27 protein-coding genes and 1 tRNA gene are annotated in these 25,589 nt (G+C 76.0%); 22 read left to right on the top strand and 6 right to left on the bottom strand.

Annotated elements, in window-relative coordinates:
• Positions 1 to 39: 39 nt before the first annotated feature.
• The 3 genes from CHC04_RS05625 to selD all read right to left on the bottom strand — a co-directional run bounded on the left by CHC04_RS05625 (position 40) and on the right by selD (position 2,796).
• Positions 40 to 1,005: a zinc-binding dehydrogenase gene (locus CHC04_RS05625; RefSeq protein ID WP_089402913.1), complete on the bottom strand. Its 966-nt coding sequence runs from the start codon at positions 1,003 to 1,005 to the stop codon at positions 40 to 42.
• Between the two features lie 59 nt (positions 1,006 to 1,064).
• Positions 1,065 to 1,652, bottom strand: coding sequence for a hypothetical protein (locus tag CHC04_RS05620; RefSeq protein ID WP_141233696.1), 588 nt, complete (start codon positions 1,650 to 1,652; stop codon positions 1,065 to 1,067).
• Between the two features lie 136 nt (positions 1,653 to 1,788).
• Positions 1,789 to 2,796, bottom strand: a complete 1,008-nt coding sequence (gene selD / locus CHC04_RS05615) for a selenide, water dikinase SelD (RefSeq protein WP_089402911.1) — start codon at positions 2,794 to 2,796, stop codon at positions 1,789 to 1,791.
• Between the two features lie 23 nt (positions 2,797 to 2,819).
• Between selD and CHC04_RS23940 the strand changes: the two genes are divergently transcribed.
• From CHC04_RS23940 to CHC04_RS05600, 4 genes are all read left to right on the top strand, one after another.
• A tRNA-OTHER gene (locus CHC04_RS23940) sits at positions 2,820 to 2,915 on the top strand.
• A gap of 37 nt (positions 2,916 to 2,952) precedes the next feature.
• Positions 2,953 to 4,263 carry an L-seryl-tRNA(Sec) selenium transferase gene (selA, locus tag CHC04_RS05610; RefSeq protein ID WP_089402910.1) on the top strand — a complete coding sequence of 437 codons (1,311 nt, stop codon included), beginning with the start codon at positions 2,953 to 2,955 and terminating at the stop codon, positions 4,261 to 4,263.
• Positions 4,264 to 4,281: 18 nt separating this feature from the next.
• Positions 4,282 to 6,027, top strand: a complete 1,746-nt coding sequence (selB, locus tag CHC04_RS05605) for a selenocysteine-specific translation elongation factor (RefSeq protein ID WP_089402909.1) — start codon at positions 4,282 to 4,284, stop codon at positions 6,025 to 6,027.
• A gap of 252 nt (positions 6,028 to 6,279) precedes the next feature.
• Positions 6,280 to 7,236, top strand: a complete 957-nt coding sequence (locus tag CHC04_RS05600; protein WP_089402908.1) for a polyphosphate kinase 2 family protein — start codon at positions 6,280 to 6,282, stop codon at positions 7,234 to 7,236.
• Positions 7,237 to 7,247: 11 nt separating this feature from the next.
• On the opposite strand, the gene CHC04_RS23440 is transcribed toward CHC04_RS05600, so the two are convergent.
• Complete coding sequence (locus CHC04_RS23440) at positions 7,248 to 7,403, bottom strand: heme biosynthesis protein HemY (protein ID WP_141233695.1); 156 nt, start codon at positions 7,401 to 7,403, stop codon at positions 7,248 to 7,250.
• A gap of 26 nt (positions 7,404 to 7,429) precedes the next feature.
• Positions 7,430 to 8,212 (bottom strand): enoyl-CoA hydratase-related protein, encoded by a 783-nt coding sequence (locus CHC04_RS05595; protein WP_245817008.1) that lies wholly within the window; start codon positions 8,210 to 8,212, stop codon positions 7,430 to 7,432.
• Between the two features lie 47 nt (positions 8,213 to 8,259).
• Here CHC04_RS05595 and hemW point away from each other — a divergent pair, with 47 nt between their 5' ends.
• The 5 genes from hemW (at position 8,260) to CHC04_RS05570 (ending at position 12,983) form a co-directional block, all read left to right on the top strand.
• Complete coding sequence (hemW, locus tag CHC04_RS05590) at positions 8,260 to 9,483, top strand: radical SAM family heme chaperone HemW (RefSeq protein ID WP_089402906.1); 1,224 nt, start codon at positions 8,260 to 8,262, stop codon at positions 9,481 to 9,483.
• Positions 9,484 to 9,618: 135 nt separating this feature from the next.
• Positions 9,619 to 10,500 (top strand): ABC transporter ATP-binding protein, encoded by an 882-nt coding sequence (locus CHC04_RS05585; protein WP_089402905.1) that lies wholly within the window; start codon positions 9,619 to 9,621, stop codon positions 10,498 to 10,500.
• Positions 10,497 to 11,237 carry an ABC transporter permease gene (locus CHC04_RS05580; RefSeq protein ID WP_089402904.1) on the top strand — a complete coding sequence of 247 codons (741 nt, stop codon included), beginning with the start codon at positions 10,497 to 10,499 and terminating at the stop codon, positions 11,235 to 11,237. Before CHC04_RS05585 ends, CHC04_RS05580 begins: the two co-directional genes overlap by 4 nt.
• Positions 11,238 to 11,259: 22 nt before the next feature.
• Positions 11,260 to 12,381 (top strand): sensor histidine kinase, encoded by a 1,122-nt coding sequence (locus tag CHC04_RS05575; RefSeq protein ID WP_089402903.1) that lies wholly within the window; start codon positions 11,260 to 11,262, stop codon positions 12,379 to 12,381.
• Positions 12,378 to 12,983, top strand: a complete 606-nt coding sequence (locus CHC04_RS05570) for a response regulator transcription factor (protein WP_089402902.1) — start codon at positions 12,378 to 12,380, stop codon at positions 12,981 to 12,983. Before CHC04_RS05575 ends, CHC04_RS05570 begins: the two co-directional genes overlap by 4 nt.
• 33 nt (positions 12,984 to 13,016) lie before the next feature.
• Here CHC04_RS05570 and CHC04_RS25500 read toward each other — a convergent pair whose 3' ends face one another.
• A complete protein-coding gene (locus CHC04_RS25500) occupies positions 13,017 to 13,637 on the bottom strand; it encodes a type II toxin-antitoxin system VapB family antitoxin (protein ID WP_425432449.1) in 621 nt (206 codons plus the stop codon).
• Here CHC04_RS25500 and hrcA point away from each other — a divergent pair.
• The 13 genes from hrcA to CHC04_RS05505 all read left to right on the top strand — a co-directional run bounded on the left by hrcA (position 13,597) and on the right by CHC04_RS05505 (position 25,588).
• Positions 13,597 to 14,619 carry a heat-inducible transcriptional repressor HrcA gene (gene hrcA / locus CHC04_RS05560; RefSeq protein WP_089402900.1) on the top strand — a complete coding sequence of 341 codons (1,023 nt, stop codon included), beginning with the start codon at positions 13,597 to 13,599 and terminating at the stop codon, positions 14,617 to 14,619. The two genes, CHC04_RS25500 and hrcA, sit on opposite strands and share 41 nt — an antisense overlap.
• 14 nt (positions 14,620 to 14,633) lie before the next feature.
• A complete protein-coding gene (gene dnaJ / locus CHC04_RS23435) occupies positions 14,634 to 15,776 on the top strand; it encodes a molecular chaperone DnaJ (RefSeq protein ID WP_141233694.1) in 1,143 nt (380 codons plus the stop codon).
• On the top strand, positions 15,773 to 16,540 hold the full coding sequence (locus CHC04_RS23430; protein WP_141233693.1) for a 16S rRNA (uracil(1498)-N(3))-methyltransferase: 768 nt from the start codon (positions 15,773 to 15,775) through the stop codon (positions 16,538 to 16,540). The genes dnaJ and CHC04_RS23430 overlap by 4 nt, the downstream gene beginning before the upstream one ends.
• Before the next feature lie 55 nt (positions 16,541 to 16,595).
• Complete coding sequence (locus CHC04_RS05550; RefSeq protein ID WP_089403347.1) at positions 16,596 to 16,955, top strand: histidine triad nucleotide-binding protein; 360 nt, start codon at positions 16,596 to 16,598, stop codon at positions 16,953 to 16,955.
• Positions 16,956 to 16,984: 29 nt separating this feature from the next.
• Complete coding sequence (locus tag CHC04_RS05545) at positions 16,985 to 17,812, top strand: enoyl-CoA hydratase/isomerase family protein (RefSeq protein ID WP_089403346.1); 828 nt, start codon at positions 16,985 to 16,987, stop codon at positions 17,810 to 17,812.
• 124 nt (positions 17,813 to 17,936) lie between these two features.
• Positions 17,937 to 19,034, top strand: a complete 1,098-nt coding sequence (locus tag CHC04_RS05540; protein ID WP_245817007.1) for a PhoH family protein — start codon at positions 17,937 to 17,939, stop codon at positions 19,032 to 19,034.
• A gap of 5 nt (positions 19,035 to 19,039) precedes the next feature.
• A complete protein-coding gene (ybeY, locus tag CHC04_RS05535; protein WP_089402898.1) occupies positions 19,040 to 19,543 on the top strand; it encodes an rRNA maturation RNase YbeY in 504 nt (167 codons plus the stop codon).
• The gene (locus CHC04_RS05530; RefSeq protein ID WP_089402897.1) at positions 19,540 to 20,871 is read left to right on the top strand and encodes a hemolysin family protein; all 1,332 of its coding nucleotides are present in this window, start codon (positions 19,540 to 19,542) and stop codon (positions 20,869 to 20,871) included. The genes ybeY and CHC04_RS05530 overlap by 4 nt, the downstream gene beginning before the upstream one ends.
• Before the next feature lie 86 nt (positions 20,872 to 20,957).
• On the top strand, positions 20,958 to 21,299 hold the full coding sequence (locus tag CHC04_RS05525; RefSeq protein ID WP_089402896.1) for a cytidine deaminase: 342 nt from the start codon (positions 20,958 to 20,960) through the stop codon (positions 21,297 to 21,299).
• A 127-nt stretch (positions 21,300 to 21,426) separates the two neighbouring features.
• On the top strand, positions 21,427 to 22,341 hold the full coding sequence (gene era / locus CHC04_RS05520) for a GTPase Era (protein ID WP_089402895.1): 915 nt from the start codon (positions 21,427 to 21,429) through the stop codon (positions 22,339 to 22,341).
• On the top strand, positions 22,342 to 23,130 hold the full coding sequence (recO, locus tag CHC04_RS05515) for a DNA repair protein RecO (protein ID WP_089402894.1): 789 nt from the start codon (positions 22,342 to 22,344) through the stop codon (positions 23,128 to 23,130).
• A complete protein-coding gene (locus CHC04_RS05510) occupies positions 23,120 to 23,884 on the top strand; it encodes an isoprenyl transferase (protein WP_089402893.1) in 765 nt (254 codons plus the stop codon). The genes recO and CHC04_RS05510 overlap by 11 nt, the downstream gene beginning before the upstream one ends.
• Before the next feature lie 159 nt (positions 23,885 to 24,043).
• Positions 24,044 to 25,588 (top strand): FAD/NAD(P)-binding protein, encoded by a 1,545-nt coding sequence (locus CHC04_RS05505; protein ID WP_089402892.1) that lies wholly within the window; start codon positions 24,044 to 24,046, stop codon positions 25,586 to 25,588.
• Position 25,589: the final 1 nt, after the last annotated feature.

Genomic DNA, 25,589 nt, shown 5'->3' with positions numbered 1-25,589 from the left:
GACGGCCCCCGGACACCCGCCCGGGGGCCCTCCCCGCGCTCACGGGGTGAAGACGATCTTTCCGGCGGTGCGGCCCTCGAGCATGCGGGCGAAGCCCTCGCGCGCCTGGTCCAGGGGCAGCTCGACGTCGATGACCGGCCGCACGCCGCTGACCCGGCACATCTGCACCAGCGACTCCAGCTCCTCGCGGGTGCCCATCGTCGAGCCGACCACCGACAGCTGGGTGAAGAAGACCCGGTTGAGCTCGGCGCTGGGGTCGAAGCCGGTCGTGGCCCCGGAGGTGACGATGACCCCGCCGGGCTTGAGGGACTTGACGCTGTGGCCCCAGGTCGCCTTGCCGACGGTCTCCATGACGCCGTCGACCCGCTCGGGCAGCCGGGCGCCGGTCTCGAAGGCCCGGTCGGCGCCGAGCTCGAGCGCCGCGGCCCGCTTCTCCTCGCTGCGGCCGGTCACCCACACCCGGAAGCCGGCGGCCCGGCCGAGGACGACCAGCGCGGTGGCCACCCCGCCGCTGGCGCCCTGCACGAGCACCGTCTGCCCCGGCCGCAGGCCGGAGCGGACGAAGAGCATGCGGTAGGCGGTCAGCCAGGCGGTCGGCAGGCACGCGGCCTCGGCGAAGGACAGCTCGGCCGGCTTGGGCAGCAGGTTGCGCCGGGGCACCGCGACCCGCTCGGCCATCGTGCCCTGGTACAGCTCGGAGAACAGCGTCCGCTTCGGGTCGAGGGTCTCGTCGCCGGTCCAGCCGGGGCTGGCCACGACGCCGTGGACGACGACCTCGTTGCCGTCCTCGTCGAGCCCGGCCGCGTCGGTGCCCAGGACCATCGGCATCCGCTCCTGCGGCAGGCCGACGCCGCGCAGGCTGAACAGGTCGTGGTGGTTGAGCGAGACCGCCCGCACCTGCACCGTCGTCCAGCCGTCGGGGACCTCGGGCTCGGGACGCTCGCCGACCTCCAGCACGGACAGCGGGTCGTCGGGCGAGGGGGAGGAGACGAAGACGGCGCGCATGGGCCGGACGTTAGGACACGGCGGTCCGGCGGGCGACAGCGCGCCCGCCGGACCGGCGCTCAGGAGGCCGGCGGCGGGCAGGCGGTGTGGTAGTAGGACAGCGCGCTGTCGTGGCCGTCCGCGGCGCCGACCGTCAACGGCTGCCCGCCCTCGAGCGTGACCGTGACCGAACCGGTCAGGGCGGCGGCGCGGTGCAGCACCCGGCCGACGCAGTGGTCCCGGTTGCCCGTCCGCCCCTCCCGCTCCGTCGGGCCGGTGCCGGTCCAGGCGAGGTCGACGTCGACGGTGCCCGCCGTCGCCGCCAGGCCCTGGCCCCCGGCCGGCGCGCAGGTCACCGGCACGTCCGAGCCCGTCAGCGTCGCCGACTCCAGCGACACCAGCGACGCCGTCAGGTCGCCCAGGGGTGTGCACACCAGACCGTCGACGTAGACCTCCATCGGGGTGACCAGCGCGCCCGTGGTGTCGCGCGTGACCGCGGCGGCCACGGTGAGCGGGGCGCCCTGGGCGGTGCCCAGCTGCGTGGTCGCCTTGTACTCCGTCGTCGCCCCGCGCCCGTCGGCCGGCGCCGCCGCGGCGGTCCCCGGCAGCAGGCCCACGGTGCCGGCGGCCAGCAGCAGGGTCACCGCGCCGGCCGTCCTCGTCCTCATGTCGCCCTCCTCCGCGCCGCCCGGTCCGTCCGGGGTGGGCGCGGCCGGCAGGCTGGCAGCGGCACGGCCGGGCCGGAACGCCTCCGCGCGCGGCGGTGCCGGAGGACGGCGTGTCGCCCGGGACGCGCCGGACCCGTCAGCGGACGACGACGACGGCGTCCTGCCGCGGGACGAACTCGCCGATCACCGGCGCGCCGGGCACCTCACCTGCCAGCAGCAGCCCGCCGGAGGTCTGCGCGTCGGCCAGCAGCAGCGCCTCGTCGCCGTCCACCGCGGACAGGTCGGTGTGCGGCCGGACCCAGTCGAGGTTGCGCCGGGTGCCGCCGGAGACGAACCCGGCGGCCAGCGCCTCGCGCGCGCCGGTCAGGTAGGGGACGGCGGCGGCGTCGACGACCGCGGTCACCCCGCTGGCCCGCGCCATCTTGTAGAGGTGCCCGAGCAGGCCGAACCCGGTGACGTCGGTGCCCGCGCGGATGCCCGCGGCCAGCGCGGCCAGGGAGGCGTCCCGGTTGAGCGCGCACATCGACGCCACCGCCTCCTCGCTGACCTCGCCGGTGGCCTTCATCCGGTTGTTGAGCACCCCGACGCCCAGCGGCTTGGTCAGCGACAGCGGCGTCCCGGCGACGGCGGCGTCGTTGCGGATGACCCGGTCGAGGTCGAGCACACCGGTCACGGCCATGCCGTACTTGGGCTCGGGGTCGTCGATGGAGTGCCCCCCGCCCACGTGGCAGCCGGCCTCCTGCGCCGTCTCCAGCCCGCCGCGCAGCACCTCGGCGGCGAGCTCGGCCGGCAGCACGTCGCGCGGCCAGCCGAGCAGGTTGACCGCGACGACGGGGGTGCCGCCCATGGCGTAGACGTCGGAGAGCGCGTTGGCCGCGGCGATCCGGCCGAAGGTGTGCGCGTCGTCGACGACCGGGGTGAAGAAGTCGGTGGTCAGCACCAGCCCCTGCCCGCCGGCGATCCGGACGACGGCGGCGTCGTCACCGTCGTCGAGGCCGACGACCAGCTCGGCGGCCGGGGCGGCCGGCCCGGTGTGCGTCAACCCGGCGACGACGGCCTCGAGCTCGCCGGGCGGGATCTTGCAGGCACATCCGCCGCCGTGGGCGTACCGGGTCAGCCGGACCTTCTCCTGCGCGGTCGTCACGCGGCCACCGTAGGCTGCCCGGCGGAGGCGTCAGGGTGTCTGGTGGCCCCCGCGGCCTCTAAAGCCGACGTGGCCGAGCAGCTCGGTCAGGCGGGTTCGATTCCCGTCCGCCTCCGCCAGCCTCCCCGCGGGCCGGCGCGCATACGCTCCGCAGCGATGAGCGCCGACCCGCGGCGGGCAGTGCCCCGCACCGACACGCTGCTGGCCGACCCCGCGCTGGCCGCCGCGGCCGCCCGGCTGGGCCGCGACCTGGTCAAGGACGCCGTGCGCACCGTGCAGCAGCGGGTCCGCGACGGCTCGCTCGCCCCCGAGGACGCCGTCGGCGCCGCCCTCGCCGCCCTGCCGGTGACGGCGGGCAGCCTGCGGCCGGTGCTCAACGCCACCGGCGTCCTGGTGCACACCAACCTCGGGCGGGCGCCGCTGTCGGAGGCCGCGGTCGAGGCGGTGGTCGCGGCGAGCGGCACCACCGACGTCGAGCTCGACCTGCGCACCGGCCGGCGCGGGCCGCGCGGAGAGGCGGCGATCGCCGCGCTGCTGGCCGCCGTCCCCGCCGCGCAGGCGGCGGTCGTGGTGAACAACTGCGCGGCCGCGCTCGCGCTGGTGGCCACCGCCCTCGGGGGGGAGCTGGTCATCGCCCGCGGCGAGCTGGTCGAGATCGGCGACGGGTTCCGCATCCCCGAGCTGCTGGAGGCCACCGGCGCGCGGCTGCGCGAGGTGGGCACGACCAACCGGGTGGCGCCGGCCGACTACACCCGCGCGCTCGGCCCGGGCACCGGCGCGGTGCTCAAGGTGCACCCGTCCAACTTCGTCGTCCGCGGCTTCACGACGGCCGTCCCGGTCGCCGGGCTGGCGGCGGCGCTCGCCGGCACCGGGGTGCCGCTGGTGGCCGACGTCGGCTCCGGCCTGCTGCGGCCGCACCCGGTGCTGCCCGACGAGCCGGACCTGCAGACCACCCTCGCCGACGGCGCCGACCTGGTGCTGGCCAGCGGTGACAAGCTGCTCGGCGGCCCGCAGGCCGGGCTGGTGCTGGGCCGCGCCGACCTGGTGCAGCGGCTGCGCCGGCACCCGCTCTACCGGGCGCTGCGCGTGGACAAGACGACGCTGGCCGCGCTGGAGGCGACGCTGCGCGGCCCGCTGCCGCCGGTGCAGCGGATGCTCGCCGCCGACGTCGACGGCCTGCGCGCGCGGGCCGGGGCGCTGGCCGCCCGGCTCGCCGCCGCCGGTGTGGACGCGGTCGCCGTGGACTCGGCGGCCCGGGTCGGCGGCGGCGGGGCGCCCGAGCACCCACTGCCCAGCGCGGCCGTCTCGCTGCCCGAGCCGTTCGCCGGGGCGCTGCGGACCGGGCCGCGGCCGGTGGTCGGGTACGTCGCCGACGGCCGGACCCTGCTCGACCTGCGCAGCGTGCCGCCGCCGGCCGACGACGACCTGGCCGCCGCGGTGCTGGAGGTGGCCCGGTCGTGGAGGTGACGGCGTGGAGGTGACGGCGTGGAGGTGATCGCGACCGCCGGCCACGTCGACCACGGCAAGTCGACGCTGGTCCGCGCGCTCACCGGCATGGAGCCCGACCGGTGGGAGGAGGAGCGCCGCCGCGGCCTGACCATCGACCTCGGCTTCGCCTGGACGACGCTGCCCTCGGGCCGGGTGGTCGCCGTCGTCGACGTGCCCGGGCACGAGCGGTTCGTCGGCAACATGCTCGCCGGGGTCGGGTCGGTGCCCGCGGCGCTGGTCGTGGTCGCCGCCGACGACGGCTGGTCGGCGCAGACCGCCGAGCACGTCGCCGTCCTCGACGCGCTCGGCGTGCGGCACGCGCTGCTCGCCGTCACCAAGGCCGACCTCGCCGACCCCGCGCCCGTGCTCGCCGACGTCACCGAGCGGCTGGCGGCCACCTCGCTGGGCGCGGTGCCGGGGGTGGCGGTCAGCGCGCCCACCGGCCGCGGCGTGCCGGAGCTGGCCGCCGCCCTGGAGACGCTGCTCGCCGGCCTGCCCGCACCCGACGCCGCCGCGCCCGTGCGGCTGTGGATCGACCGCGCGTTCCCCGTGCGCGGCGCCGGCACCGTGGTCACCGGGACCCTCGCCGCCGGCACGGTGGCCGCCGGCGACCGGCTGCGGCTGCGCGACCGCGAGGTGGGCGTCCGCGGCGTGCAGTCGCTGGGCCGGCCGGTGGCCCGGGCGACGGCGACCGCGCGGGTGGCGCTCAACCTGCGCGGCCTCGCTGTCGAGGACCTCTCCCGCGGCGACGCGCTGCTCACCCCCGGGGCCTACCGCGACACCGCCGAGGTCGACGTCGTCCTCGACCGCGAGCCCGCCGACCGGCTGCCGGCCGAGGCGGTGCTGCACGTCGGCTCGGCGGCGGTGCCGGTGCGGCTGCGGCCACTCGACGGGACCGCGGTGCGGCTGCGGCTGGCCTCGGCGCTGCCGCTGCGGGTGGGCGACCGCGTGCTGCTGCGCGACCCCGGCGCCCGGCGGGTGCTCGGCGCCGACGTGCGCGACGTCGCCCCGCCCGAGCTGCGCCGCCGCGGCGCGGCCCGGCAGCGCGCCGCGGACCTGGCCGGGCAGGACACCGGACCGGCCGGCGCCACGGCCGACCTGGTCCGCCGCCGGGTGATGCGCGCCGACGACTTCACCGCGATGGGCTGGCCGGTGCCCGACGACGCCGTCCGCGCCGGGCCGTGGCTGCTGGCCCCGGGGCTGGTCGAGACGCTGGCCCGGCGGGTGCCCGGGCTGGTGGCCGCGCACCGGCAGGCCTTCCCGCTCGAGCCGGGGCCGCCGGTCGCCGTCGTCCGCCGGGAGCTGGACCTGCCCGACGACGACCTGGTGCGGCTGGCGGTCCGCCCGCCGCTGGCCCTGCGCGAGGGGCGGGTGGTCGTGGCCGCCGCGGGGCTGCCGCCGGCGGTGCAGCGCGCGGTCGACACGATCCGGGCGCGGCTGGCCGTCGACCCCTTCGCCGCCCCCGACGCCGAGGAGCTGCGCGCGTCGGGGCTGGGCCCGCGCGAGCTGGCGGCGGCGGTGCGCGACGGTCAGCTCGTCCGCGTCGCCGAGGGCGTGTACCTGGCCCCGGGCGTCGAGCGGGTGGCGCGCGAGCGGCTGGCCGCCCTGCCGCAGCCGGTCACGCTCAGCCAGGCGCGCTCGGCGTGGGGCACCTCCCGCCGCGTCGCCGTGCCGCTCATGGAGTGGCTGGACGCGCGCGGGGTGACCGAGCGGCTGCCCGACGCGACCCGCCGGCTGCGCTGAGCCCGCGCCCGCCGGCTCGGCCGGGCGACCGCCACCTCCGCGTGCTCGGACACTCGTGCTCCCCAGTCCGCGGGGGACTCAGGGCACGACCTCCGCGGACAGCTGGTCCGTCCCCGCGCCGCTCGTGCTCTGCCCCCGATGCGAGGTCAGAGCACGAGCCGCACGGGTGCGGTAGCCCGGGCACCGGGACGGGTAGCCCCGCACCCCCGGCCGCCGTCCCTGCCTGCCGGGGCCGCCGCCAGGGAGGGCAGCATGGCCGAGGAGACGAGGACCGCGGGCCGCCGCGCAGCCGGTGCCGCCGAGTCGGGGCAGACGCAGCGGGCCGCGCGGTCGGCCGCGGGGCGCCGGTCGCGGGAGACCCGGCCCGAGCAGGTCGTCGTGGCCGACCCGCCGCCCGAGCCGGACTACCCGCGGTACCGGGTGGAGCCCGGCGCCGGCGTCCGGCTGGCCGACGTCGACCCGGACGAGTCCGAGCACTTCGGGCGCAAGAAGGACGCCGCCCCCGAGCTGGCCCGCCACCGCGACCGCATCGCCGACCTGCAGGCCCGGCTGTACGGGGAGAACCGGCGCAGCCTCCTGCTGGTGCTGCAGGCCATGGACACCGGCGGCAAGGACGGCACCATCAAGCACGTCTTCCAGGGCGTGAACCCCCAGGGCTGCCAGGTGTCGTCGTTCAAGGCGCCCAGCGCGGAGGAGTCCGCCCACGACTTCCTCTGGCGCTACCACCAGCGGGTGCCCTCCCGCGGGATGATCGGCATCTTCAACCGCTCGCACTACGAGGACGTGCTGGTCGTGCGGGTCAAGGGGCTGGTGCCCGAGGAGGTCTGGCGGCCCCGCTACGAGGTGATCAACCAGTTCGAGCAGGCGCTGTCGCTCAGCGGCGTCACGGTGCTGAAGTTCTACCTGCACATCTCCAAGGAGGAGCAGAAGCGGCGGCTGGAGAGCCGGCTGGCCGACCCCGACAAGCGCTGGAAGTTCTCCGCCAACGACCTGCGCGAGCGGGGGTACTGGGACGACTACATGGCCGCCTTCGAGGAGGCGATCAGCAACACCTCGACCGACGTCGCGCCCTGGTACGTCGTGCCGGCCAACACCAAGTGGTACCGCAACCTGGTGATCGCCCGGACCATCGCCGACACCCTCGAGGCGATGGACCCGCGGTACCCGGAGGCCGAGGAGGGCCTCGACCAGGTGACCGTCGACGACTGACGGTGCGGAGGTCAGCCCCCGGCCTGGCGCAGCAGGGTGTCCCGCTCGTCGCCGTCGGTGGTGTCCGGCCGCGTCGTGCCGGCGTCCACGGTCTCCACCGTGTCCTCCGGGTCGACCGGCTCGGGCAGGGTGCGGAAGCGCGCGCGGGGGTCCTCGGGTGCGGTCACCGGCGCAGCATCCCGCGCCCGGCCGGCTACAGCGAGGGCACCCAGCGCGCCGGGCGCTTCTCCCGGAACGCCGCGATCCCCTCCTGCCCGTCCTCGCCGGCGAAGGCCCGGGCGGAGAGCTCCAGCAGGTCGTCGAACGAGCCGCGCAGCCCGCCGGCCCGCAGCAGCCGCTTGGTCTCGGCCAGCGCCCACGGCGATCCGGCCGCCAGCGCGCGCACCTGCACGTCGGCGGCGGCGTCGACCTCCCCGTCGGGCGCGACGAGGTCGACCAGCCCGCCGGCGGCGGCCGCCGGCGCGTCGAAGACCTCGCCGGTCAGCATCAGCCGGTGCGCCACGTGCGGCAGCATCCGCGGCAGCACGACGGCGGAGATGACCGCGGGCACCAGCCCCAGCCGCACCTCGGACATGCCGAAGGTCGCCGAGGCCGCCGCCACCACGACGTCGCAGGCGGCCGCCAGCCCCACCCCGCCGGCCCTGGCCGGACCGCGGACGACGGCGACCACCGGCTTGGGCGAGGTCCAGACCGTCTCGAGCAGGTCGGGCAGCTCGCGCACGCCCTGGTCACCCACGCCCGCCCCGGCCGCCTCCGACAGGTCCATCCCCGAGCAGAAGACCCGGCCGGTGTGGTCGAGCACCACCACCCGGACGGCGTCGTCGGCGAGGGCGGCGTCCAGCGCCTCGCGCAGCTGCGCCCGCAGCGGGCGGGAGAGCGCGTTGCGGTTGGCCGGCGAGTCCAGCACGAGCCGGGCCACGCCTCCCTCGACGGTTCGCTGCAGCAGCCGGCCGTCGTCCACGGGTGCAGAGCTCACCCCGGCATCCTGCCCACCCTGGCGGCGGCGCGGCACACTGGGAGCAGATGAACACCGTCCTGCCGCTGCTCCCGGGGTCCCCGGCGAGCCCGTCCGACCTCCCCGACGCCGCCCGCGAGCACCTGCCGACGACGCCGTTCGGCCTCTACGTGCACGTGCCCTTCTGCGCCACCCGCTGCGGCTACTGCGACTTCAACACCTACACCTCCGACGAGCTGGGGCCCGGCGCGAACCGAGCCGAGTACGCCGGCACCGCGATCGCCGAGCTGCGCCGCGCCGCGGAGGTCCTCGGGCCCGACCTGCCCACGGTGTCCACGGTCTTCGTCGGCGGCGGCACCCCGACGCTGCTGCCCGCCGAGGACCTGGCCGCCGTCCTGGCCGCCGTCCGCGAGCTGTTCCCGGTCGACCCCGCCGTCGAGGTGACCACCGAGGCCAACCCGGAGTCGGTCACCCCGGCGTCGCTGGCCACCCTGCGCGCGGCGGGCTTCACCCGGCTGAGCCTGGGCATGCAGTCGGCCGCCGAGCACGTCCTCGCCGTCCTCGACCGGCGGCACACCCCCGGCCGCGCGGCGCAGGCCGCCCGCGAGGCGGTCGAGGCCGGGTTCGGGCACGTCAACCTCGACCTGATCTACGGCACCCCCGGTGAGACCGACGCCGACTGGGCGGCCTCCCTCGACGCCGTCCTCGCCGCGCCGGTCGACCACGTCAGCGCCTACGCGCTCATCGTCGAGGAGGGCACCCGGCTGGCCCGCCGGATCGCCCGCGGCGAGCTGCCGCTGCCCGACGACGACGTCCTCGCCGACCGCTACGTGCAGGCCGACACGGTGCTGCGCGGCGCCGGGTTCGACTGGTACGAGGTCAGCAACTGGTCGCGCGGGGAGGCGGCCCGCTGCCGGCACAACGAGCTCTACTGGGCCAACGCGAACTGGTGGGGGATCGGCCCGGGTGCGCACAGCCACGTCGGCGGCGTGCGGTGGTGGAACGTCAAGCACCCCGCCGCCTACGCGCAGCGCCTGGCCGCGGGGGAGAGCCCGGTGGCCGACCGCGAGGTCCTCGGCGACGCCGACCGCGCGCTGGAGACGGTGATGCTCGGCCTGCGGCTGCGCGACGGGCTCCCGCTGACCGCGCTGTCGGACGCCGGCCGGCTGCGTGCCGCCGACGCCGTCGCCCGCGGGCTGCTCGACCCGGGAGCGCACGCGGCCGGGCGGGCGGTGCTCACCGACCGCGGCCGGCTGCTCGCCGACGCCGTCGTCCGCGACCTCACGGACTGAGCAAGGACCCCGTCCTCCTCACGCCTCGCAGGCTCGGCGCGAGCCTCCGGACGGGGCCGAACTGACGGATGTCAGGGCGGACCGGCGACGTCCCGCACTACTGCCGGCACCGCCCGCCCGGCCAGGCTCGACGGCGTGACCACCCCCGCCCTCGACGTCTCCGGCCTCACCGTGCGGCACGGCGACGTGCTCGCCGTCGACGGCCTCGACCTGCGCATCGGCCGTGGCGAGACCGTCGCGCTGCTGGGCCCCAACGGCGCCGGCAAGTCCTCCACCGTCTCCGCCGCCCTCGGGCTCGTGCGACCCGCCGCCGGCGGCGTGCGCGTGCTCGGCCGCGCGCCTGCCGACGCGGTCCGGGCCGGCTGCGTCGGTGCGATGCTGCAGCACGGCGGCCTGCCGACCGAGGCGCGGGTCGGCGAGGTGCTGCACCTGGTGCGCCGCAGCTACCCCGACCCGTGGCCGCCGGACGACCTGGTCGCCACCACCGGCATCGACGGGCTGCTGGGCCGCCCGGTCGAGGCGCTGTCCGGCGGGCAGCGGCAGCGGGTGCTGCTCGCGCTCGCGCTCGCCGGCCAACCGCCGCTGCTGCTGCTCGACGAGCCCACCTCGGCCATGGACGTCGAGGGCCGCCGCGCTTTCTGGGTCACGATGCGCGCGCTGGCCGCCCGCGGCACCACCGTCGTCTTCGCCACCCACCACCTCGAGGAGGCCGATGCCGTCGCCGACCGGGTGGTGGTGCTGGCCGGCGGGCGGCTGGTGGCCGACGGGTCGTCCGCGGCGGTCCGCTCGGCGGTGTCCGGGCGCAGCGTCCGGCTCACCGCCGAGCGGCTGCCCGACGACCTCCCCGGCGTCACCGCGGTGACCCGCCAGGGCGCCGTCGCCACCCTGGCCACCGCCGACGTCGAGGCCACCCTCCGGGCGCTGCTCGACCACCGCGTTCCGCTGACCGACCTCGAGGTGCGCGGCGCGAGCCTCGAGGACGCCGTCCTCACCCTCACGACGGGAGCCGCCCGATGAGCCCGCTGCTCGCCTTCCAGCTGCGCCGGATCGGGCGCAACCGGCAGTTCCTGTTCTTCACCGCGCTGCTGCCCGCGGGCTTCACCGTCTTCTTCACGCAGGTCTTCGCCGCCGCGCCCGGCGGCGTCAGCCAGGACGTGGCCGCGGCCACGATGGTCGCGATGATGGCCTACGGCGCGATCGGCGCGGCGCTGGGCGCCACGATCCGGCTGTCGTTCGACCGGGCCTCGGGCTGGCTGCGGCAGCTGCGCGTGACGCCGGTGCCGCCGGGCTCGGTGGTCGCCGTCGACGTCGCCGTGGGGATGCTGCTCACGCTGCCGCCGCTGCTCGTCGTGGCGCTGGTCGGCAGGTTCGTCAACGGGGTACGGCTCGAGCCCGGCGCGTGGGTGGCCCTGGTGAGCGTCCTGTGGCTCGGGTCGGCGGTGTTCGTGGCGCTGGGGCTGCTGCTCGGCTGGGCGCTGGAGGAGAAGGCGGCCGGCGGCGCGATCGGCATCACCAGCGTGGTGCTGGCCGCCCTCGGCGGGCTGTGGGTGCCGGTCGAGGTCTTCCCGTCGGGCCTGCGCGTGGTGGCGCACGCACTGCCGTCGTACTGGTACGCCCAGGCGGGCCGGGACGCCGCCGCCGACGGCGTGCCCGCCGCGCTGCCGCTGCTGGTGCTCGCCGCCTTCGCCCTGGCCTTCGCCGCGCTGGCCGTCGTCGTGGCGCGGCGGCGCCCGCTCGCCGCCGTCGCCGGCTGACCCCGGGCTACGGTCGCTTCCCGTGGGACCCCGCACGCGATGGCAGCGCCTCGGGTGGCCGCTCCCGTGGCTGCTGTTCCAGCTCTTCCCGCTGGCCGACCTGTTCTTCGGCGCCGACCGGTCGCCCGCCGTGCAGGTGGTCGCCGGCGCCGGCCTGCTGGTGTTCACCGTCGTCTACCTCGACGTCTTCCGCCGGGGGTTCGACGGCTGCTGGTCGGGGTCGACACTGGGGCGGCTGCTCGTGGTCGCGGGCCTCGGGGCCGCGCTCGCCGTCTGGCTGGGACCGTCCTGGGCCGGGCTGATGATCTACGTGTCGGCCGCCTCGGCGGCGGCCCTCCCGCAGCGCTGGGTGTGGCCGGCGGTGCTGGCCGCCGCCGCGGTCTGCACGGGTGTCGTCACCGCCCACGGGATGTTCGGCGACCTGTTCATCCTCCCGGCCATGTGCCTGCTCACCGCGTTCGCGCTGCGCGGCACGCGCCACCTGGTCGAGGTCAACGGCGAGCTCGCCGAGGCCCGGGAGGAGCTGGCCCGCAACGCCGTCGCCGAGGAGCGGCTGCGCTTCGCCCGCGACCTGCACGACCTGCTCGGCCACAGCCTGTCGCTCATCGCGCTCAAGAGCGAGCTGGCCGGCCGCCTCGCCGAGGTCGACCCCGCCCGGGCGCGCACCGAGATGGCCGACGTCGAGGCCGCTGCCCGCCGCGCGCTGGCCGAGGTCCGCGACGCCGTCAGCGGCTACCGCCAGGTCAGCTGCGCCCAGGCGCTCGCCGAGGCCCGCTCGGCGCTGTCCGGCGCCGGGATCGCCGTGCGGCTGCCCGGCCGGGTGCCCGCGCTGCCCGGTCCGGTCGACGCCGCGCTGGGCTGGGTGGTGCGCGAGGCGACGACGAACGTGCTGCGGCACAGCGGCGCCCGTTCGGTCGCCGTCGCCCTCACCGACGACGGCACCCGAGCGGTGCTCACCGTGACCGACGACGGCCGCGGCCCGGCGGACGACACCGAGCCCGGGTCGGGGCTGACCGGCCTCGCCGAGCGGGTGGGCGCCCTGGGCGGCGCCCTGACCGGCGGTGCCGGCCGCACCGGCGGGTACGAGCTGCGGGCCGTGCTGCCGCTGGCGCCCGCGGCGGTCCCGGCGGGGGCCGCCCGGTGATCCGCGTCCTGGTGGCCGAGGACCAGTCGATGGTCCGCGGCGCGCTGCGGGCGCTGCTGGAGCTGGAGGAGGACATCGAGGTCGTCGCCGAGGTCGGCCGCGGCGACGAGGTGCTCACCGCCGCCCGAGCGCACCGCCCCGACGTCGCGCTGCTCGACATCGAGATGCCCGGGCAGGACGGCATCGAGGCCGCGCGCGAGCTGGCCGCCGCGCTGCCCGCCGTGCGCGCCGTCGTGCTGACCACCTTCGGCCGGCCGGGTTTCCTGCGCCGCGCGATGGAGGTGGGCGCGGCCGGGTTCCTGGTCAAGGACGCCCCGGTCGCCGAGCTGGCGAGGGCGATCCGCGCCGTCGTCGCCGGGGAGCGGGTGATCGACCGGGACCTGGCCGCCGCCGCGCTCGCCCTCGGGGCGACGCCGCTGTCGGCGCGCGAGGCCGACGTCCTGCGCGAGGCCGCCGACGGCGCGACCGTGGCCGACATCGCCCGCCGGCTGTTCCTGTCGGAGGGCACGGTGCGCAACTACCTGTCCTCGGCGATCGGCAAGACCGGCGCCCGCACCAGGGTCGAGGCCGCCCGCGTGGCGGCCGACAAGGGCTGGCTCTAGCGGCTCAGAGCACGGGGTCGGTGACGGGGTCCGTCACCGGGCCGGGTCGGCGGGCATGAGCGCGTCGAGGTCGAGGACCCGCACGTGGATGACGGTGCGCTGCTGCAGCGCGGCCCGCAGCGCCCGGTGCAGGCCGTCCTCGAGGTAGAGGTCGCCGTGCCACTGGACGGCGTGCGGGAACAGGTCGCCGTAAAAGGTCGAGTCGTCGGCGAGCAGCGTGTCGAGGGCCAGCTCGCGCTTGGTGGTGACCAGCGTGTCGAGCCGGATCTGACGGGGCGGGATCATCGCCCAGTCCCGCGGGGCCAGGCCGTGCTCGGGATAGGGGCGGCCGTCGCGCACCGCTTTGAAGATCAGGGACCCGACCTCCGTCCGAACCCACCCCGTGCCGGCACCGTCCGCCGTCACCCTATCGACCGTCCGGGTGATGCGTTCGGCCCCGTCCGGAGGCCCACCGCGAGCTCGCGGGCGGAGAGGAGGACGGGGTCCTTCGCGTATGCTGGTCTGGCACTCAGTCCGTGCGAGTGCCAGCCCGCCGCAGGGCGGCCGGCGCGCCCCGACCGCGCACCCGGGCCCGCCCGCACGACGACGTCGACCGGTACGGGGAGGTGTCACCGTGGCGCACGACGAACGCCGCCTGCAGGTCCTGCGGGCCATCGTCCAGGACTTCGTCTCCACCAACGACCCGGTGGGCAGCAAGGCCCTGGCCGAACGGCACGACCTCGGGGTCTCGCCGGCGACGATCCGCAACGACATGGCGGTGCTCGAGGAGCAGGGCTACATCACCCAGCCGCACACCAGCGCCGGCCGGGTGCCCACCGACAAGGGCTACCGGCTGTTCGTCGACCGGCTCTCCTCGGTCAAGCCGCTGTCGGCCGCCGAGCGCAAGGCGATCGAGCGGTTCCTCGACGGCGCCGTCGACCTGCACGACGTGCTGGGCCGCACGGTGCGGCTGCTCGCGCAGCTGACCCACCAGGTCGCCGTCGTGCAGTACCCCACGCTCTCGCGCAGCGCCGTCCGCCACCTCGAGGTGGTGCAGCTGACCGGCTCGCGGCTGCTGCTGGTGCTCATCACCGACACCGGCCGGGTCGAGCAGCGGGTCGTCGACTGCCCGGCCGACGTCACCCGCGACGACGTCGCCGACCTGCGCACGCTGCTCAATGCCGCGTTCACCGGCGCCCGGCTCGCCGACGCCGGCGGCAAGGTGCCCGACCTGCTCGACACCGCCCCGCCGCACCTGCGCGTGCTGGTCGCCGCGGTCAGCGCGGCGCTGGTGGAGACGCTGGTCGAGCCGGGGGAGGACCGCCTGGTCGTGGGCGGGACGGCGAACCTGGCGCGGGTCGCCGTGGACTTCCCCGGCAGCCTGCGGCCGCTGCTGGAGGCGCTCGAGGAGCAGGTCGTGGTGCTCCGGCTGATCAGCGAGGTCGACTCCGGCGGTGCGGTGCTCGTGCGCATCGGCGAGGAGAACGCCCACGAGGCGCTGGCCGGTGCGTCGGTCGTCTCCGTGGGGTACGGAACCGGCGACCGGGCGCTGGGCGGGCTGGGCATCGTGGGCCCGACCCGCATGGACTACCCGGGCAACATGGCCGCGGTCCGCGCCGTGGCCCGCTACGTCGGCCAGCTGCTGGCCGAGAGCTGAGGTCTGTACACCAGATGGCAACCGACTACTACGGCGTCCTCGGGCTGTCCCGGGGCGCGTCCGACGCCGACATCAAGAAGGCCTACCGGCGGCTGGCGCGCGACCTGCACCCCGACGTCAACCCCGATCCCGAGGCCAAGGAGCGCTTCCAGGAGGTCAGCCGCGCCTACCAGGCGCTGACCGACCCGGACAAGCGCCGCATCGTCGATCTCGGCGGCGACCCCTTCGACGCCGGCGCCGGGGCCGCCGGCGGCTCACCCTTCGGCGCCGGGGCCGGCTTCGGCGGGCTCGGCGACATCATGGACGCATTCTTCGGTGGCGGCGCCATGGGCGGCCGGGGCCCGCGCAGCCGGGTCCGCGCCGGGGACGACGCGCTCATCCGCCTCGAGCTCGACCTCGAGCAGACGGTCTTCGGCACGACCGAGGAGATCACCGTCGACACCGCCGTCCTGTGCGGCACCTGCAGCGGTGCGGGCACCGCCCCGGGCACCCACCCGGTCACCTGCTCCACCTGCTCCGGCCGCGGTGAGGTGCAGAGCGTGCAGCGCTCCTTCCTCGGCCAGGTGGTCAGCTCCCGGCCGTGCCCGACGTGCGCCGGCACCGGCCAGGTCATCCCCGACCCCTGCCCCGAGTGCGGCAGCGAGGGCCGGGTCCGCGCCCGCAGGACCATCCCGGTCAAGGTGCCGGCCGGCGTCGAGGACGGCATGCGCATCCGGCTCACCGGCCGCGGCGAGGTCGGCCCCGGCGGCGGGCCGGCCGGCGACCTCTACGTGGAGATCCGCGAGCGCCCGCACGAGGTCTTCACCCGCGACGGCGAGGACCTGCACTGCCACGTCACGCTGCCGATGACCGCCGCGGCACTGGGCACCACGCTGCCGCTGACCCTGCTCGACGGCGAGGACACCGACGTCGACGTGCGGCCGGGCACCCAGTCGGGCACCGTCCTCACGCTGCGCGGCAAGGGCGCGCCGCGGCTGCGGGCCACCGGCCGGGGCAACCTGCAGGTGCACGTCGACGTCCAGACGCCGACCCGGCTCGACGCCGAGCAGGAGAAGCTGCTGCGCGAGCTCGCCGCGCTGCGCGGTGAGGACCAGCGCCAGCCGGCCGCCGAGGGGCACGGGGGGCTGTTCTCCCGGGTCCGGAACCCGTTCAGGTGAGCGCCCCGGCCACCGACGACCAGCACCCGGCGCAGGACGGCTCCCCGCTGTTCCTGCTCGACGAGCTCCCCGACGCGGCGGAGCTGGTCGTCGGGGACGCCGAGGGCCGGCACGCCGTCGACGTGCTGCGGCTGACCCGCGGCGAGCCGGTGCGGGTGGGGGACGGCCGCGGCACCGTCGTCGAGGCGACCGTGCTCGACGCCGGCCCGGCCGGCCTGCGCGTGCGGGTGACCGCCCGGCACGAGGTGCCCGCGCCGGAGCCGGAGTTCGTGCTGGTGCAGGCGCTGCCCAAGGGCGACCGCGGCCCGCTCGCGGTGGAGCTGGCCACCGAGCTCGGGGTCGACCGGATCGTGCCGTGGGCCGCCGCTCGCTGCGTCACCCGCTGGCGCGAGGACCGCGTGGAGAAGGGCCTGGCGCGCTGGCGGGCGGCGGCGCGGGCGGCGGCCAAGCAGGCGCGCCGGCCGCGGGTGCCCGAGGTCGCCGACCTGCTCACCACCCGGCAGGTGTGCGGCGAGCTCGAGGACGTCGACCTCGCGCTGGTCCTGCACGAGCAGGCCCGCACCCCGCTCACCGGCGTCGACGTGCCGCGCACCGGCACGGTCGCCGTCGTCGTCGGGCCCGAGGGCGGGCTGACCGACGGCGAGGTGGTCGCGCTGCGCGCCGCCGGTGCGCGGGCGGTGCGGCTGGGCCCGGAGGTGCTGCGGACCTCGACCGCCGGCGCCGCCGCGCTGGCCGCCCTGTCGGTCCGCACCCGCTGGGCCTGAGGGCGGGCACTGCCGCGGAAGTGCCCGCCCTCAGGCGCGCCCTAGGGTGCACGACGTGACCGACTGCCTGTTCTGCCGGATCGTCGCCCGGGAGATCCCCGCCGACGTCGTGCACGAGACCGACCGCACGCTCGCCTTCCGCGACGTCAACCCGCAGGCCCCGACGCACGTGCTGGTGATCCCCAAGGACCACCACCCGACCGTGGCTGCGCTGGCGCACGCCGACCCCGACCTGCTGGGCGCCGTGGTGCGGGACGTGTCGGCGGTCGCCGTCCAGGAGGGCCTGGCTACCGAGGACGGCGTCGAGCCGGGGTACCGGGTGGTCACCAACACCGGCCCGCAGGCCGGTCAGTCGGTCGACCACGTGCACCTGCACGTCCTCGGCGGCCGCGACCTGCGCTGGCCCCCGGGCTGAGCCGCGCGGGCGGTGGCAGGGTGGCCGGCATGACCGACGCCGGCAGCGCCGCCCCCGTCCGGATCGAGCGGGACGGCGACGTCGCCGTCGTCGTGCTCGACAAGCCGCCGCTGAACCTCTTCGACGAGCCGGTGTTCGCCGCGCTGGAGCAGGTGGCCGCCGAGCTGGTCGCGCTCACCGCGCCCGGCCGCCCCGACCGCGCCCGCGCGGTGCTCGTCGAGGCCCGCGGGCGGGTCGTCTCCGGCGGGGTCGACGTCACCGCCTTCCGCGACATCGCCGAGGGCCCCGACCCGGCGCAGGTCGGCGCGGCGCTGTGGGCGCGGCTGCTGCGCGTGGCGCAGACCGTCGAGGACCTGCCGGTGCCCACCGTATTCGCCGCGCACGGGCTGACCCTCACCGCCGCCTTCGAGCTGGCGCTGGCCTGCGACCTGCTGCTGGCCGCCGAGCGGGCGTCGTTCGGGCTGGTGGAGATCGTCGTCGGGCTCACCCCGTCGATGGGCGGGCCGCAGCGGCTGGCCGAGCGGGCCGGGCCGGCGCGGGCCAAGGAGCTGATCTTCACCGGCGAGCGGTACCCGGCCGCGGTGCTGGAGCGGTGGGGCGTGGTCAACCGCGTGCTGCCCGACGAGGGCTTCGCCGCGGCCGCCCGCGACACCGCCTCCCGGCTGGCGGCCGGCCCCACGGTGGCGCACGCGGCGACCAAGCGGCTGGTCACCACCGCCGTGCGGCACGGCGCCCGGGCCGCCGACGACATCACCCCGCAGGTCTCCGGGCCGCTGTTCGCCACCACCGACCTGCGCGGCGCCGTCGCCTCGTTCCTCGAGGAGGGACCCGGCAAGGCCACCTACGGGGGCCGCTGACCCCGTCGCGGGCGGGATTCCCGGTGGCGGCCCGCGGGTAGACTCGGGCGGTCAGATCCCCGTGCCAGGAAGGCAGGGTCGAGGGTTCTTGCCCGACACCTCCCCGAACGTCCCCGTGCCCGGCGTGCCCACCTCGCGTGAGGCCTCCGCCCAGGCCGCCGCGGCGGACGTCGCCACCGCCCTCGCGACCCCCGCACCGGCGGCGGTCCGCACCACCATCACCGTCCCGGACTCGGTGTCCATGGTCGGCCTGCTCGGCTCCGGCGACGAGCTGCTGCGGCTGGTCGAGGGCGAGCTCGAGGCCGACGTGCACGTGCGCGGCAACGAGATCGCCGTGACCGGGCAGCCGGCCGACAACGCCTTCGCCGTCCGCGTCTTCGACGAGCTGATCGCGCTGCTGGGCACCGGGCAGGCGCTGCGCCCGGACTCGGTGCGCCGCGTCATCGGCATGCTGCGCAGCGGCGGCTCCGAGCGCCCGGCCGACGTGCTGAGCCTGGACATCATCAGCCGCCGGGGCCGCACCATCCGGCCCAAGACGCTCAACCAGAAGCGCTACGTCGACGCCATCGACGCGCACACCGTCGTCTTCGGCATCGGCCCGGCCGGCACCGGCAAGACCTACCTGGCCATGGCCAAGGCCGTGCAGGCGCTGCAGACCAAGCAGGTCAACCGGATCATCCTCACCCGCCCCGCGGTCGAGGCCGGCGAGCGGCTGGGCTACCTGCCGGGCACGCTCAGCGAGAAGATCGACCCCTACCTGCGGCCGCTCTACGACGCGCTGCACGACATGGTCGACCCCGAGTCGATCCCGCGGCTGATGCAGTCGGGCACCATCGAGGTGGCCCCGCTGGCCTACATGCGCGGCCGCACGCTCAACGACGCGTTCGTCATCCTCGACGAGGCGCAGAACACCACCGCCGAGCAGATGAAGATGTTCCTCACCCGGCTCGGCTTCGGCTCGAAGATCGTCGTCACCGGCGACGTCACGCAGGTCGACCTGCCCGGCGGCGCGCAGAGCGGGCTGAAGGTGGTGCGGGAGATCCTCGACGGCATCGAGGACGTGCACTTCGCGAACCTGACCAGCTCCGACGTCGTCCGCCACCGGCTGGTCGGCGACATCGTCGACGCCTACGAGCGCTGGGACGCCGCCCACCAGCAGGGTGCCGGCCGTCCCGCGACGCCGGCGCGGCCGGCCCGGCCCACGCGCCGGCAGGGGAGCTGAGCGCGGTGCCGGTCGAGGTCGCCAACGAGTCCGAGATCGCCGTCGACGAGGCCGAGCTGACCGGGATCTGCCGGTACGTGCTCGCCGAGATGGGCGTCAACCCGATGGCCGAGCTGTCGGTGCTGTGCGTCGACCCGGACTACATGTCGGTGCTGCACGAGCGCTGGATGGGGGAGAAGGGCCCGACCGACGTCCTGGCCTTCCCCATGGACGAGCTCGACACCGCCCGGCCCGACGACCCCGAGCCCGGCCCGGCGCTGCTCGGCGACGTCGTGCTGTGCCCCTCGGTCGCCGTCCGCCAGGCCCGCGCCGCCGGGCACACCATGGACGACGAGCTGCTGCTGCTGGCCACCCACGGCGTGCTGCACCTGCTCGGTTACGACCACATGGAGCCGGAGGAGGAGCGGGAGATGTTCGGCCTGCAGAACCGCCTGCTCGAGGGCTGGCGGTCCGCGCCGCGGCAGCCGGTCACCGGTGAGCCGGCCGAGCGGGGGCCCGGCACCCGATGAGCGCCGGCGCGGTGACCCTGCTGGTCGTCGCGATCTGCCTGGTGCCGCTGGCGGGCGCCTTCGGCGCCATGGACGCCGCCCTGCAGCGGGTGTCGCTCGCCCGCGTCGAGGAGCTGCGCCGCGACGGCGTCCGGCGCGCGGCCGGCCTCGAGCAGGTGCTCGGCGAGCGCGCCCGCGCCGTGGCGCTGCTGCTCCTGCTGCGGATCGTCTGCGAGATGGTGGCGGCGGTGCTCGTCGCCGTGCTGTTCGTCCGGGTCCTGGGCATGGGCTGGCAGGCGGTGCTGGCCGCGGCCGGCGTCATGGTGGTGGTCAGCTACGTGCTGGTCGGCGTCGGCCCGCGCACGCTCGGCCGCCAGAACGCCTACCCGATCGCGCTGGCCACCGGCGGCGTCGTGCGGTTGCTGGTGCGGGTCCTCGGGCCGGTCGCGACGCTGCTCATCCTGATCGGCAACGCCATCACCCCCGGTCGCGGCTACCGCGACGGCCCGTTCTCCACCGAGGTGGAGCTGCGCGAGCTCGTCGACCTCGCCGAGGAGCGCGGCGTGGTGGAGTCCGGCGAGCGCAACATGATCCACTCGGTGTTCGAGCTCGGCGACACCATCGCCCGCGAGGTCATGGTGCCGCGCACCGACGTCGTCTGGATCGAGCGCACCAAGACCGTCCGGCAGGCCCTGGCCCTGGCGCTGCGCAGCGGGTTCAGCCGCATCCCGGTGATCGGGGAGAACGTCGACGACGTCGTGGGCGTCGTCTACCTCAAGGACCTCGTGCGCCGGTCGCAGAACCTCGGCGACGCCCGCGGTCCGCGGGTCGAGGAGCTCATGCGCCCGCCGGCGTTCGTGCCGGAGTCCAAGCCGGTCGACGAGCTGCTGCGCGACATGCAGGCCCGCCGCACCCACATCGCCATCGTCGTCGACGAGTACGGCGGGTTCGCCGGCCTGGTGACCATCGAGGACATCCTCGAGGAGATCGTCGGTGAGATCGCCGACGAGCACGACGCCGTCCAGCGTCCGCCGGTCGAGCACCTCGAGGACGGCTCGGTGCGGATCACCGCCCGGCTGCCGGTCGAGGACCTCGCCGAGCTCTTCGACGTCGAGCTGCCCGGTGACGACGACGTCGAGACCGTCGGCGGCCTGCTCGCCCGCGAGCTGGGGCTGGTGCCGATCGAGGGGTCCTCGGCCGACGTCGCCGGCCTGCACCTGGTCGCCGAGAGCACCGGTGGGCGGCGCAACCGCATCGACACGATCCTGGTCACCCGCCTGCCCGACGCCGACCCCGATCACCAGTCCGGGGCCACCCGGGCCGAGGTCTCAGCGGCGGTGGAGAGCTGAGTAAGGACCCTCCCGCCCCCCACCGCTCGCAGGCTCGCGGCGGGCCCCTGCGCGAGGGCCGGTTCCACCGGTAGGAGACTTGTCCGGTGCCCGACCTGCAGCCCGAGGACGCCAAGCTCGTCACCCTCGCCCGCTCCGCGCGCGGCCGCACCGGCGCCGCCGAGGGCGCCGCGGTCCGCGACACCGACGGGCGCACCTACGTCGCCGCGTCGGTGGCGCTGCCCTCGCTGACGCTCTCGGCGCTGCAGGCCGCCGTCGCCGCCGCCGTCTCCAGCGGGGTCGAGGGGCTGGAGGCCGCCGCGGTGGTGTCCGGCGCCGACGCCGTCGAGCAGGCCGGGCTGGCCGCCGTGCACGACCTCACGCCGTCGGCCCCGGTGTTCCTCGCCGGCCCCGACGGCGCCGTCCGCGCCACCGTCTGGGTCCCCTGAGCCCGGGCGACCCGATCGGGGAGCGTCCCACCCCACCGTGGGACGTGCGGTGGGACACCGCGGGATCCGGTCACCTGATCACCGCTGCCTCCGCGTGGGTGTCACCCGGCAGTGGGAGACTGGACCGGTGAGCACGCCGGAGCAGCCGTACCGCAGCGGCTTCGCCTGCCTGGTGGGCCGCCCCAACGCCGGCAAGACCACGCTGACCAACGCCCTGGTCGGCGAGAAGGTCGGCATCGTCAGCAACCGGCCGCAGACCACCCGGCACGCCATCCGCGGCGTCGTCCACCGGCCCGGCGGGCAGCTCGTGCTCGTCGACACCCCCGGCCTGCACAAGCCGAAGAGCCTGCTCGGCCGCCGACTCAACGACGTCGTCCGCGACACCCTCTCCGAGGTCGACGTCGTGGTGTTCTGCATCCCGGCCGACCAGCCCGTCGGCACCGGCGACCGGTTCATCGCCCGCCAGCTGCAGGAGGTGACGGCGCCGGTGGTCGTCGTCGTCACCAAGACCGACGCCGCGAGCAAGAAGCAGGTCGCCGAGCAGCTGGTGGCCGCCAGCGCGCTGGTCGAGGCCGCCGAGGTCGTGCCGGTCAGCGCGGTGGCGGGCGACCAGGTCGAGCTGCTGGAGGACCTGCTCGTCGGCCTGCTGCCCGAGGGGCCGCCGCTCTACCCCGAGGAGCAGACCACCGACGAGGACACCGACCGGCAGATCGCCGAGCTGATCCGCGAGGCGGCGCTGGAGAAGGTGTTCCAGGAGGTGCCGCACTCCCTCGCCGTCACCGTCGAGGAGCTCGTCCGCCGCCCCGACCCCAAGCGGGAGGGCGCCGAGCTGGTCGAGGTGCACGCGCTGCTGCACGTCGAGCGCCCGACCCAGAAGCCGATGCTGCTCGGGAAGGGCGGGTCGGTGATCAAGGCGATCGGCACCGAGGCCCGCGCCGGCCTCGAGCAGCTGCTCGGCGCGCGCGTCCACCTCGACCTGCACGTCACCGTCCTCGGTGAGTGGCAGGACGACCCCAAGAAGCTCAACCGGTTGGGCTACTGAGTGAGCACCACGCCGAAGTCGCTCTACCGCGACGAGGGGGTCGTCCTGCGCACCCAGAAGCTGGGGGAGGCCGACCGGATCGTCACGGTCCTCACCCGCCGGCACGGCAAGGTGCGGGCGGTGGCCAAGGGCGTGCGCCGCACCAAGAGCAAGTTCGGTGCCCGGCTCGAGCCGTTCAGCCACGTCGACCTGCAGCTCTACACCGGCCGCAGCCTCGACGTCGTCAGCCAGGCCGAGTCCATCCGCTCCTACGGCTCGGTCATCGCCGCTGACTACCCGGCCTACACCGCCGGCACCGCGGTGCTCGAGACCGCCGACCGGCTGACGGCGGAGGAGAAGGAGCCCTCCCTGCGGCTGTTCCTCCTCGTCGTCGGCGCGCTGCGGGCGCTGTCGGACCGCACCCGCCCCGCCGGGCTGGTGCTCGACGCCTTCCTGCTGCGCGCCATGTCGGTGGCGGGGTGGGAGCCGGCGCTGGGCGACTGCGCGCGCTGCGGCACCGAGGGCCCGCACCGGCACTTCTCCGTGCCGGCCGGTGGCTCGGTGTGCCGCGAGTGCCGCCCGACCGGCTCGGCCATGCCCAGCCCGGTCACCATCGAACACCTGGAGGCGCTGCTGTCCGGCGACTGGGAGCGGGCCGAGGCCAGCGAGAACGCGCAGCGCCGGGAGGGCAGCGGCCTGGTCGCGGCCCTGCTGCAGTGGCACCTCGAGCGCGGCCTGCGGTCGCTGCCGCTGGTCGACCGCTCCGACGTCGCGCCGCGGCGGGAGGCGGGCCTGCTGAGTGAGGCGTGAGGTGAAGGCGCCGAACCCGCACCCCTCGGGTGTCCGGCCGCCGGCGATCCCGGCCGACCGGGTGCCCCGCCACGTGGCGATCGTCATGGACGGCAACGGGCGGTGGGCCAAGGAGCGCGGGCTGCCCCGGACGGCGGGTCACGAGGCGGGGGAGTCCTCGCTGTTCGACTGCGTCGAGGGGGCCATCGAACTCGGCGTCGGGGCGATCAGCGCCTACGCCTTCTCCACGGAGAACTGGCGGCGCAGCCCCGAGGAGGTCCGCTTCCTCATGGGCTTCAACCGCGACGTCATCCGCCGCCGCCGCGACGAGATGCACGAGCTCGGTGTGCGGGTGCGCTGGGCCGGCCGCCGCCCGCGGCTGTGGCGCAGCGTGATCAAGGAGCTCGAGATCGCCGAGGAGCTCACGAAGGACAACGACGTCCTCACCCTCACCATGTGCGTCAACTACGGCGGCCGCGCCGAGATCGCCGACGCCGCCGCGGCCATCGCCCGGGAGGCAGCCGCCGGCCGCCTCGACCCGGGCAAGGTCGACGAGCGCACCGTCGCGCGGTTCCTCGACGAGCCCGACATGCCCGACGTCGACCTGTTCGTCCGCAGCTCCGGGGAGAACCGGACGAGCAACTTCCTGCTCTGGCAGTCGGCCTACGCGGAGTTCGTCTTCCTCGACACCCTCTGGCCCGACTTCGACCGCCGGCACCTGTGGGCCGCGTGCGAGGAGTTCGCCTCCCGCCAGCGCCGCTTCGGCAGGGCCTGAGGAAGGACCTGCCTGCCCCCACCACTCGCACGCTCGCGGCGGGACCCTGCAGGCAGGCCGTTGCATCCCGTCACCAGGGCGCGCGGCGGAATCCGTTGACAGCCCGGCGGACCGGCCCGACAGTGGCGGCTCCCCCGACAGAGGACGGACGACACCACCGTGAGCGAGAGCACCGCCGCGCCCCCGCACGCCCCGACCCCGGCGCAGCCCGGTGACCTGACCGACCACCTGGTCGCCACCGACGTCTGGACCGACCAGATGCTGAGCGACGCGGGCATCCCCGTCGTCGACGTCCCGTTCGTCACCGTCGGCGGCGGCGTCGGCTCGTTCGTGCTCGTCGACTACCTGCGCATCTGCGGTGTCCCCACCGACGCCATCCGCGTCCTGACGCCGCTGCGCACCCCCTGGGAGAGCTACGAGTACCTGACGACGGTCTCCCAGATCCCGCGCGGTGAGCGGCTGCGCTCGGACTCCTCCGGCACCCCGGACAACATCTGGGGGTTCCCCGGCTACGCCATCCGCGAGGCCCTGCAGGGCAACCTCCGGGCGGCGTGGAACGTCCTCGTCGAGCCGGTGTTCGCCGACTACTACACGCCGAAGGCCGGGATGGTCTTCGAGTCGATGGAGAAGGAGATGCACCGGATCCGGTGGCCGGAGATGGTCGTCCCCGGGCAGGTCCGGATGGTCCGCCGGCGGGCCGGCGGCGGGTACTTCACCGTCCTGACCCCGCCGGAGGGCGCCACGCCGACCCGGCGGATCGCCTACCGCAGCCAGTTCGTGCACGTCGCCGTCGGCTACCCGGGCCTGCGCTTCCTGCCCGACCTGCAGCGGTACCGGGCGGAGCACAACGACTACCGGCGGGTGGTCAACGCCTACGAGCCGCACGAGCACGTCTACGAGCGGCTGGCCCTGCGCCCCGGGACGGTGCTGGTCCGCGGCGGCGGCATCGTCGCCTCCCGCGTCCTGCAGCGGCTCATCGACGACCGCGACCGGCGCGGCCTGAACACCCAGATCGTGCACCTGTTCCGCTCCTACGTGGACAAGCCGCACGGGCCGAGCGTCTTCATGCGCCGCAAGGGCGCCGACGGCTGGGCCTACCAGGGCTTCAACTGGCCCAAGTCGACCTGGGGCGGCCAGCTGCGGGCCCGGATGGCCGAGCTCGAGGGCGAGGACCGCGTCCGGATCTACAAGGAGATGGGCGGCACCAACACCCCGATGCGCCAGGACTGGCAGGAGCAGCTGGCCCGCGGTCGGCAGCAGGGCTGGTACCGCGTCGTCATCGGGCAGATCGACGGCATGCGACCGGTCGGTGACCTGGTCGAGGTCTCGGTGGACACCGACCAGGGGCGGCACGTCGGCACGTTCGACCACGTCGTCGACTGCACCGGCCTGGAGGCCGACATCCGCGAGCACCGTCTGCTCGCCGACCTGCTCGACCACTCCAACGCCCAGCGCAACCCGCTCGGCCGTCTCGACGTCGAGGCCGACTTCGAGGTCACCGGCACCCGCAACGGCGGCAAGGTGTACGCCTCCGGCAGCGCCACGCTCGGCGGCTACTTCGCCGGCGTGGACAGCTTCCTCGGCCTGCTGGTGGCCGCCCAGGAGATCACCGACGACCTCGCGGCCCAGGGGTTCGCCCGGAAGCTCAGCCCGGGGCGGTCCACGAGCCAGTGGTGGAAGTGGGTCCGCAACACCACGATCTGAC

Source organism: Geodermatophilus saharensis (assembly GCF_900188205.1).
Classification (GTDB): Bacteria; Actinomycetota; Actinomycetes; order Mycobacteriales; family Geodermatophilaceae; genus Geodermatophilus; species Geodermatophilus saharensis.
This window is presented reverse-complemented; position numbering and strand designations above follow the sequence as displayed.

What these genes read in the sequence shown, in the direction of transcription:
- CHC04_RS05625 (WP_089402913.1), bottom strand. Translation starts at nt 1,005, where the DNA reads ATGCGCGCCGTCTTCGTCTCCTCCCCCTCGCCCGACGACCCGCTGTCC.
- CHC04_RS05620 (WP_141233696.1), bottom strand. Translation starts at nt 1,652, where the DNA reads ATGAGGACGAGGACGGCCGGCGCGGTGACCCTGCTGCTGGCCGCCGGC.
- selA (WP_089402910.1), top strand. Translation starts at nt 2,953, where the DNA reads ATGAGCGCCGACCCGCGGCGGGCAGTGCCCCGCACCGACACGCTGCTG.
- CHC04_RS05600 (WP_089402908.1), top strand. Translation starts at nt 6,280, where the DNA reads ATGGCCGAGGAGACGAGGACCGCGGGCCGCCGCGCAGCCGGTGCCGCC.
- hemW (WP_089402906.1), top strand. Translation starts at nt 8,260, where the DNA reads ATGAACACCGTCCTGCCGCTGCTCCCGGGGTCCCCGGCGAGCCCGTCC.
- CHC04_RS05580 (WP_089402904.1), top strand. Translation starts at nt 10,497, where the DNA reads ATGAGCCCGCTGCTCGCCTTCCAGCTGCGCCGGATCGGGCGCAACCGG.
- CHC04_RS25500 (WP_425432449.1), bottom strand. Translation starts at nt 13,637, where the DNA reads ATGGCCCGCAGGACCTGCAGGCGGCGTTCGTCGTGCGCCACGGTGACA.
- dnaJ (WP_141233694.1), top strand. Translation starts at nt 14,634, where the DNA reads ATGGCAACCGACTACTACGGCGTCCTCGGGCTGTCCCGGGGCGCGTCC.
- CHC04_RS05545 (WP_089403346.1), top strand. Translation starts at nt 16,985, where the DNA reads ATGACCGACGCCGGCAGCGCCGCCCCCGTCCGGATCGAGCGGGACGGC.
- CHC04_RS05530 (WP_089402897.1), top strand. Translation starts at nt 19,540, where the DNA reads ATGAGCGCCGGCGCGGTGACCCTGCTGGTCGTCGCGATCTGCCTGGTG.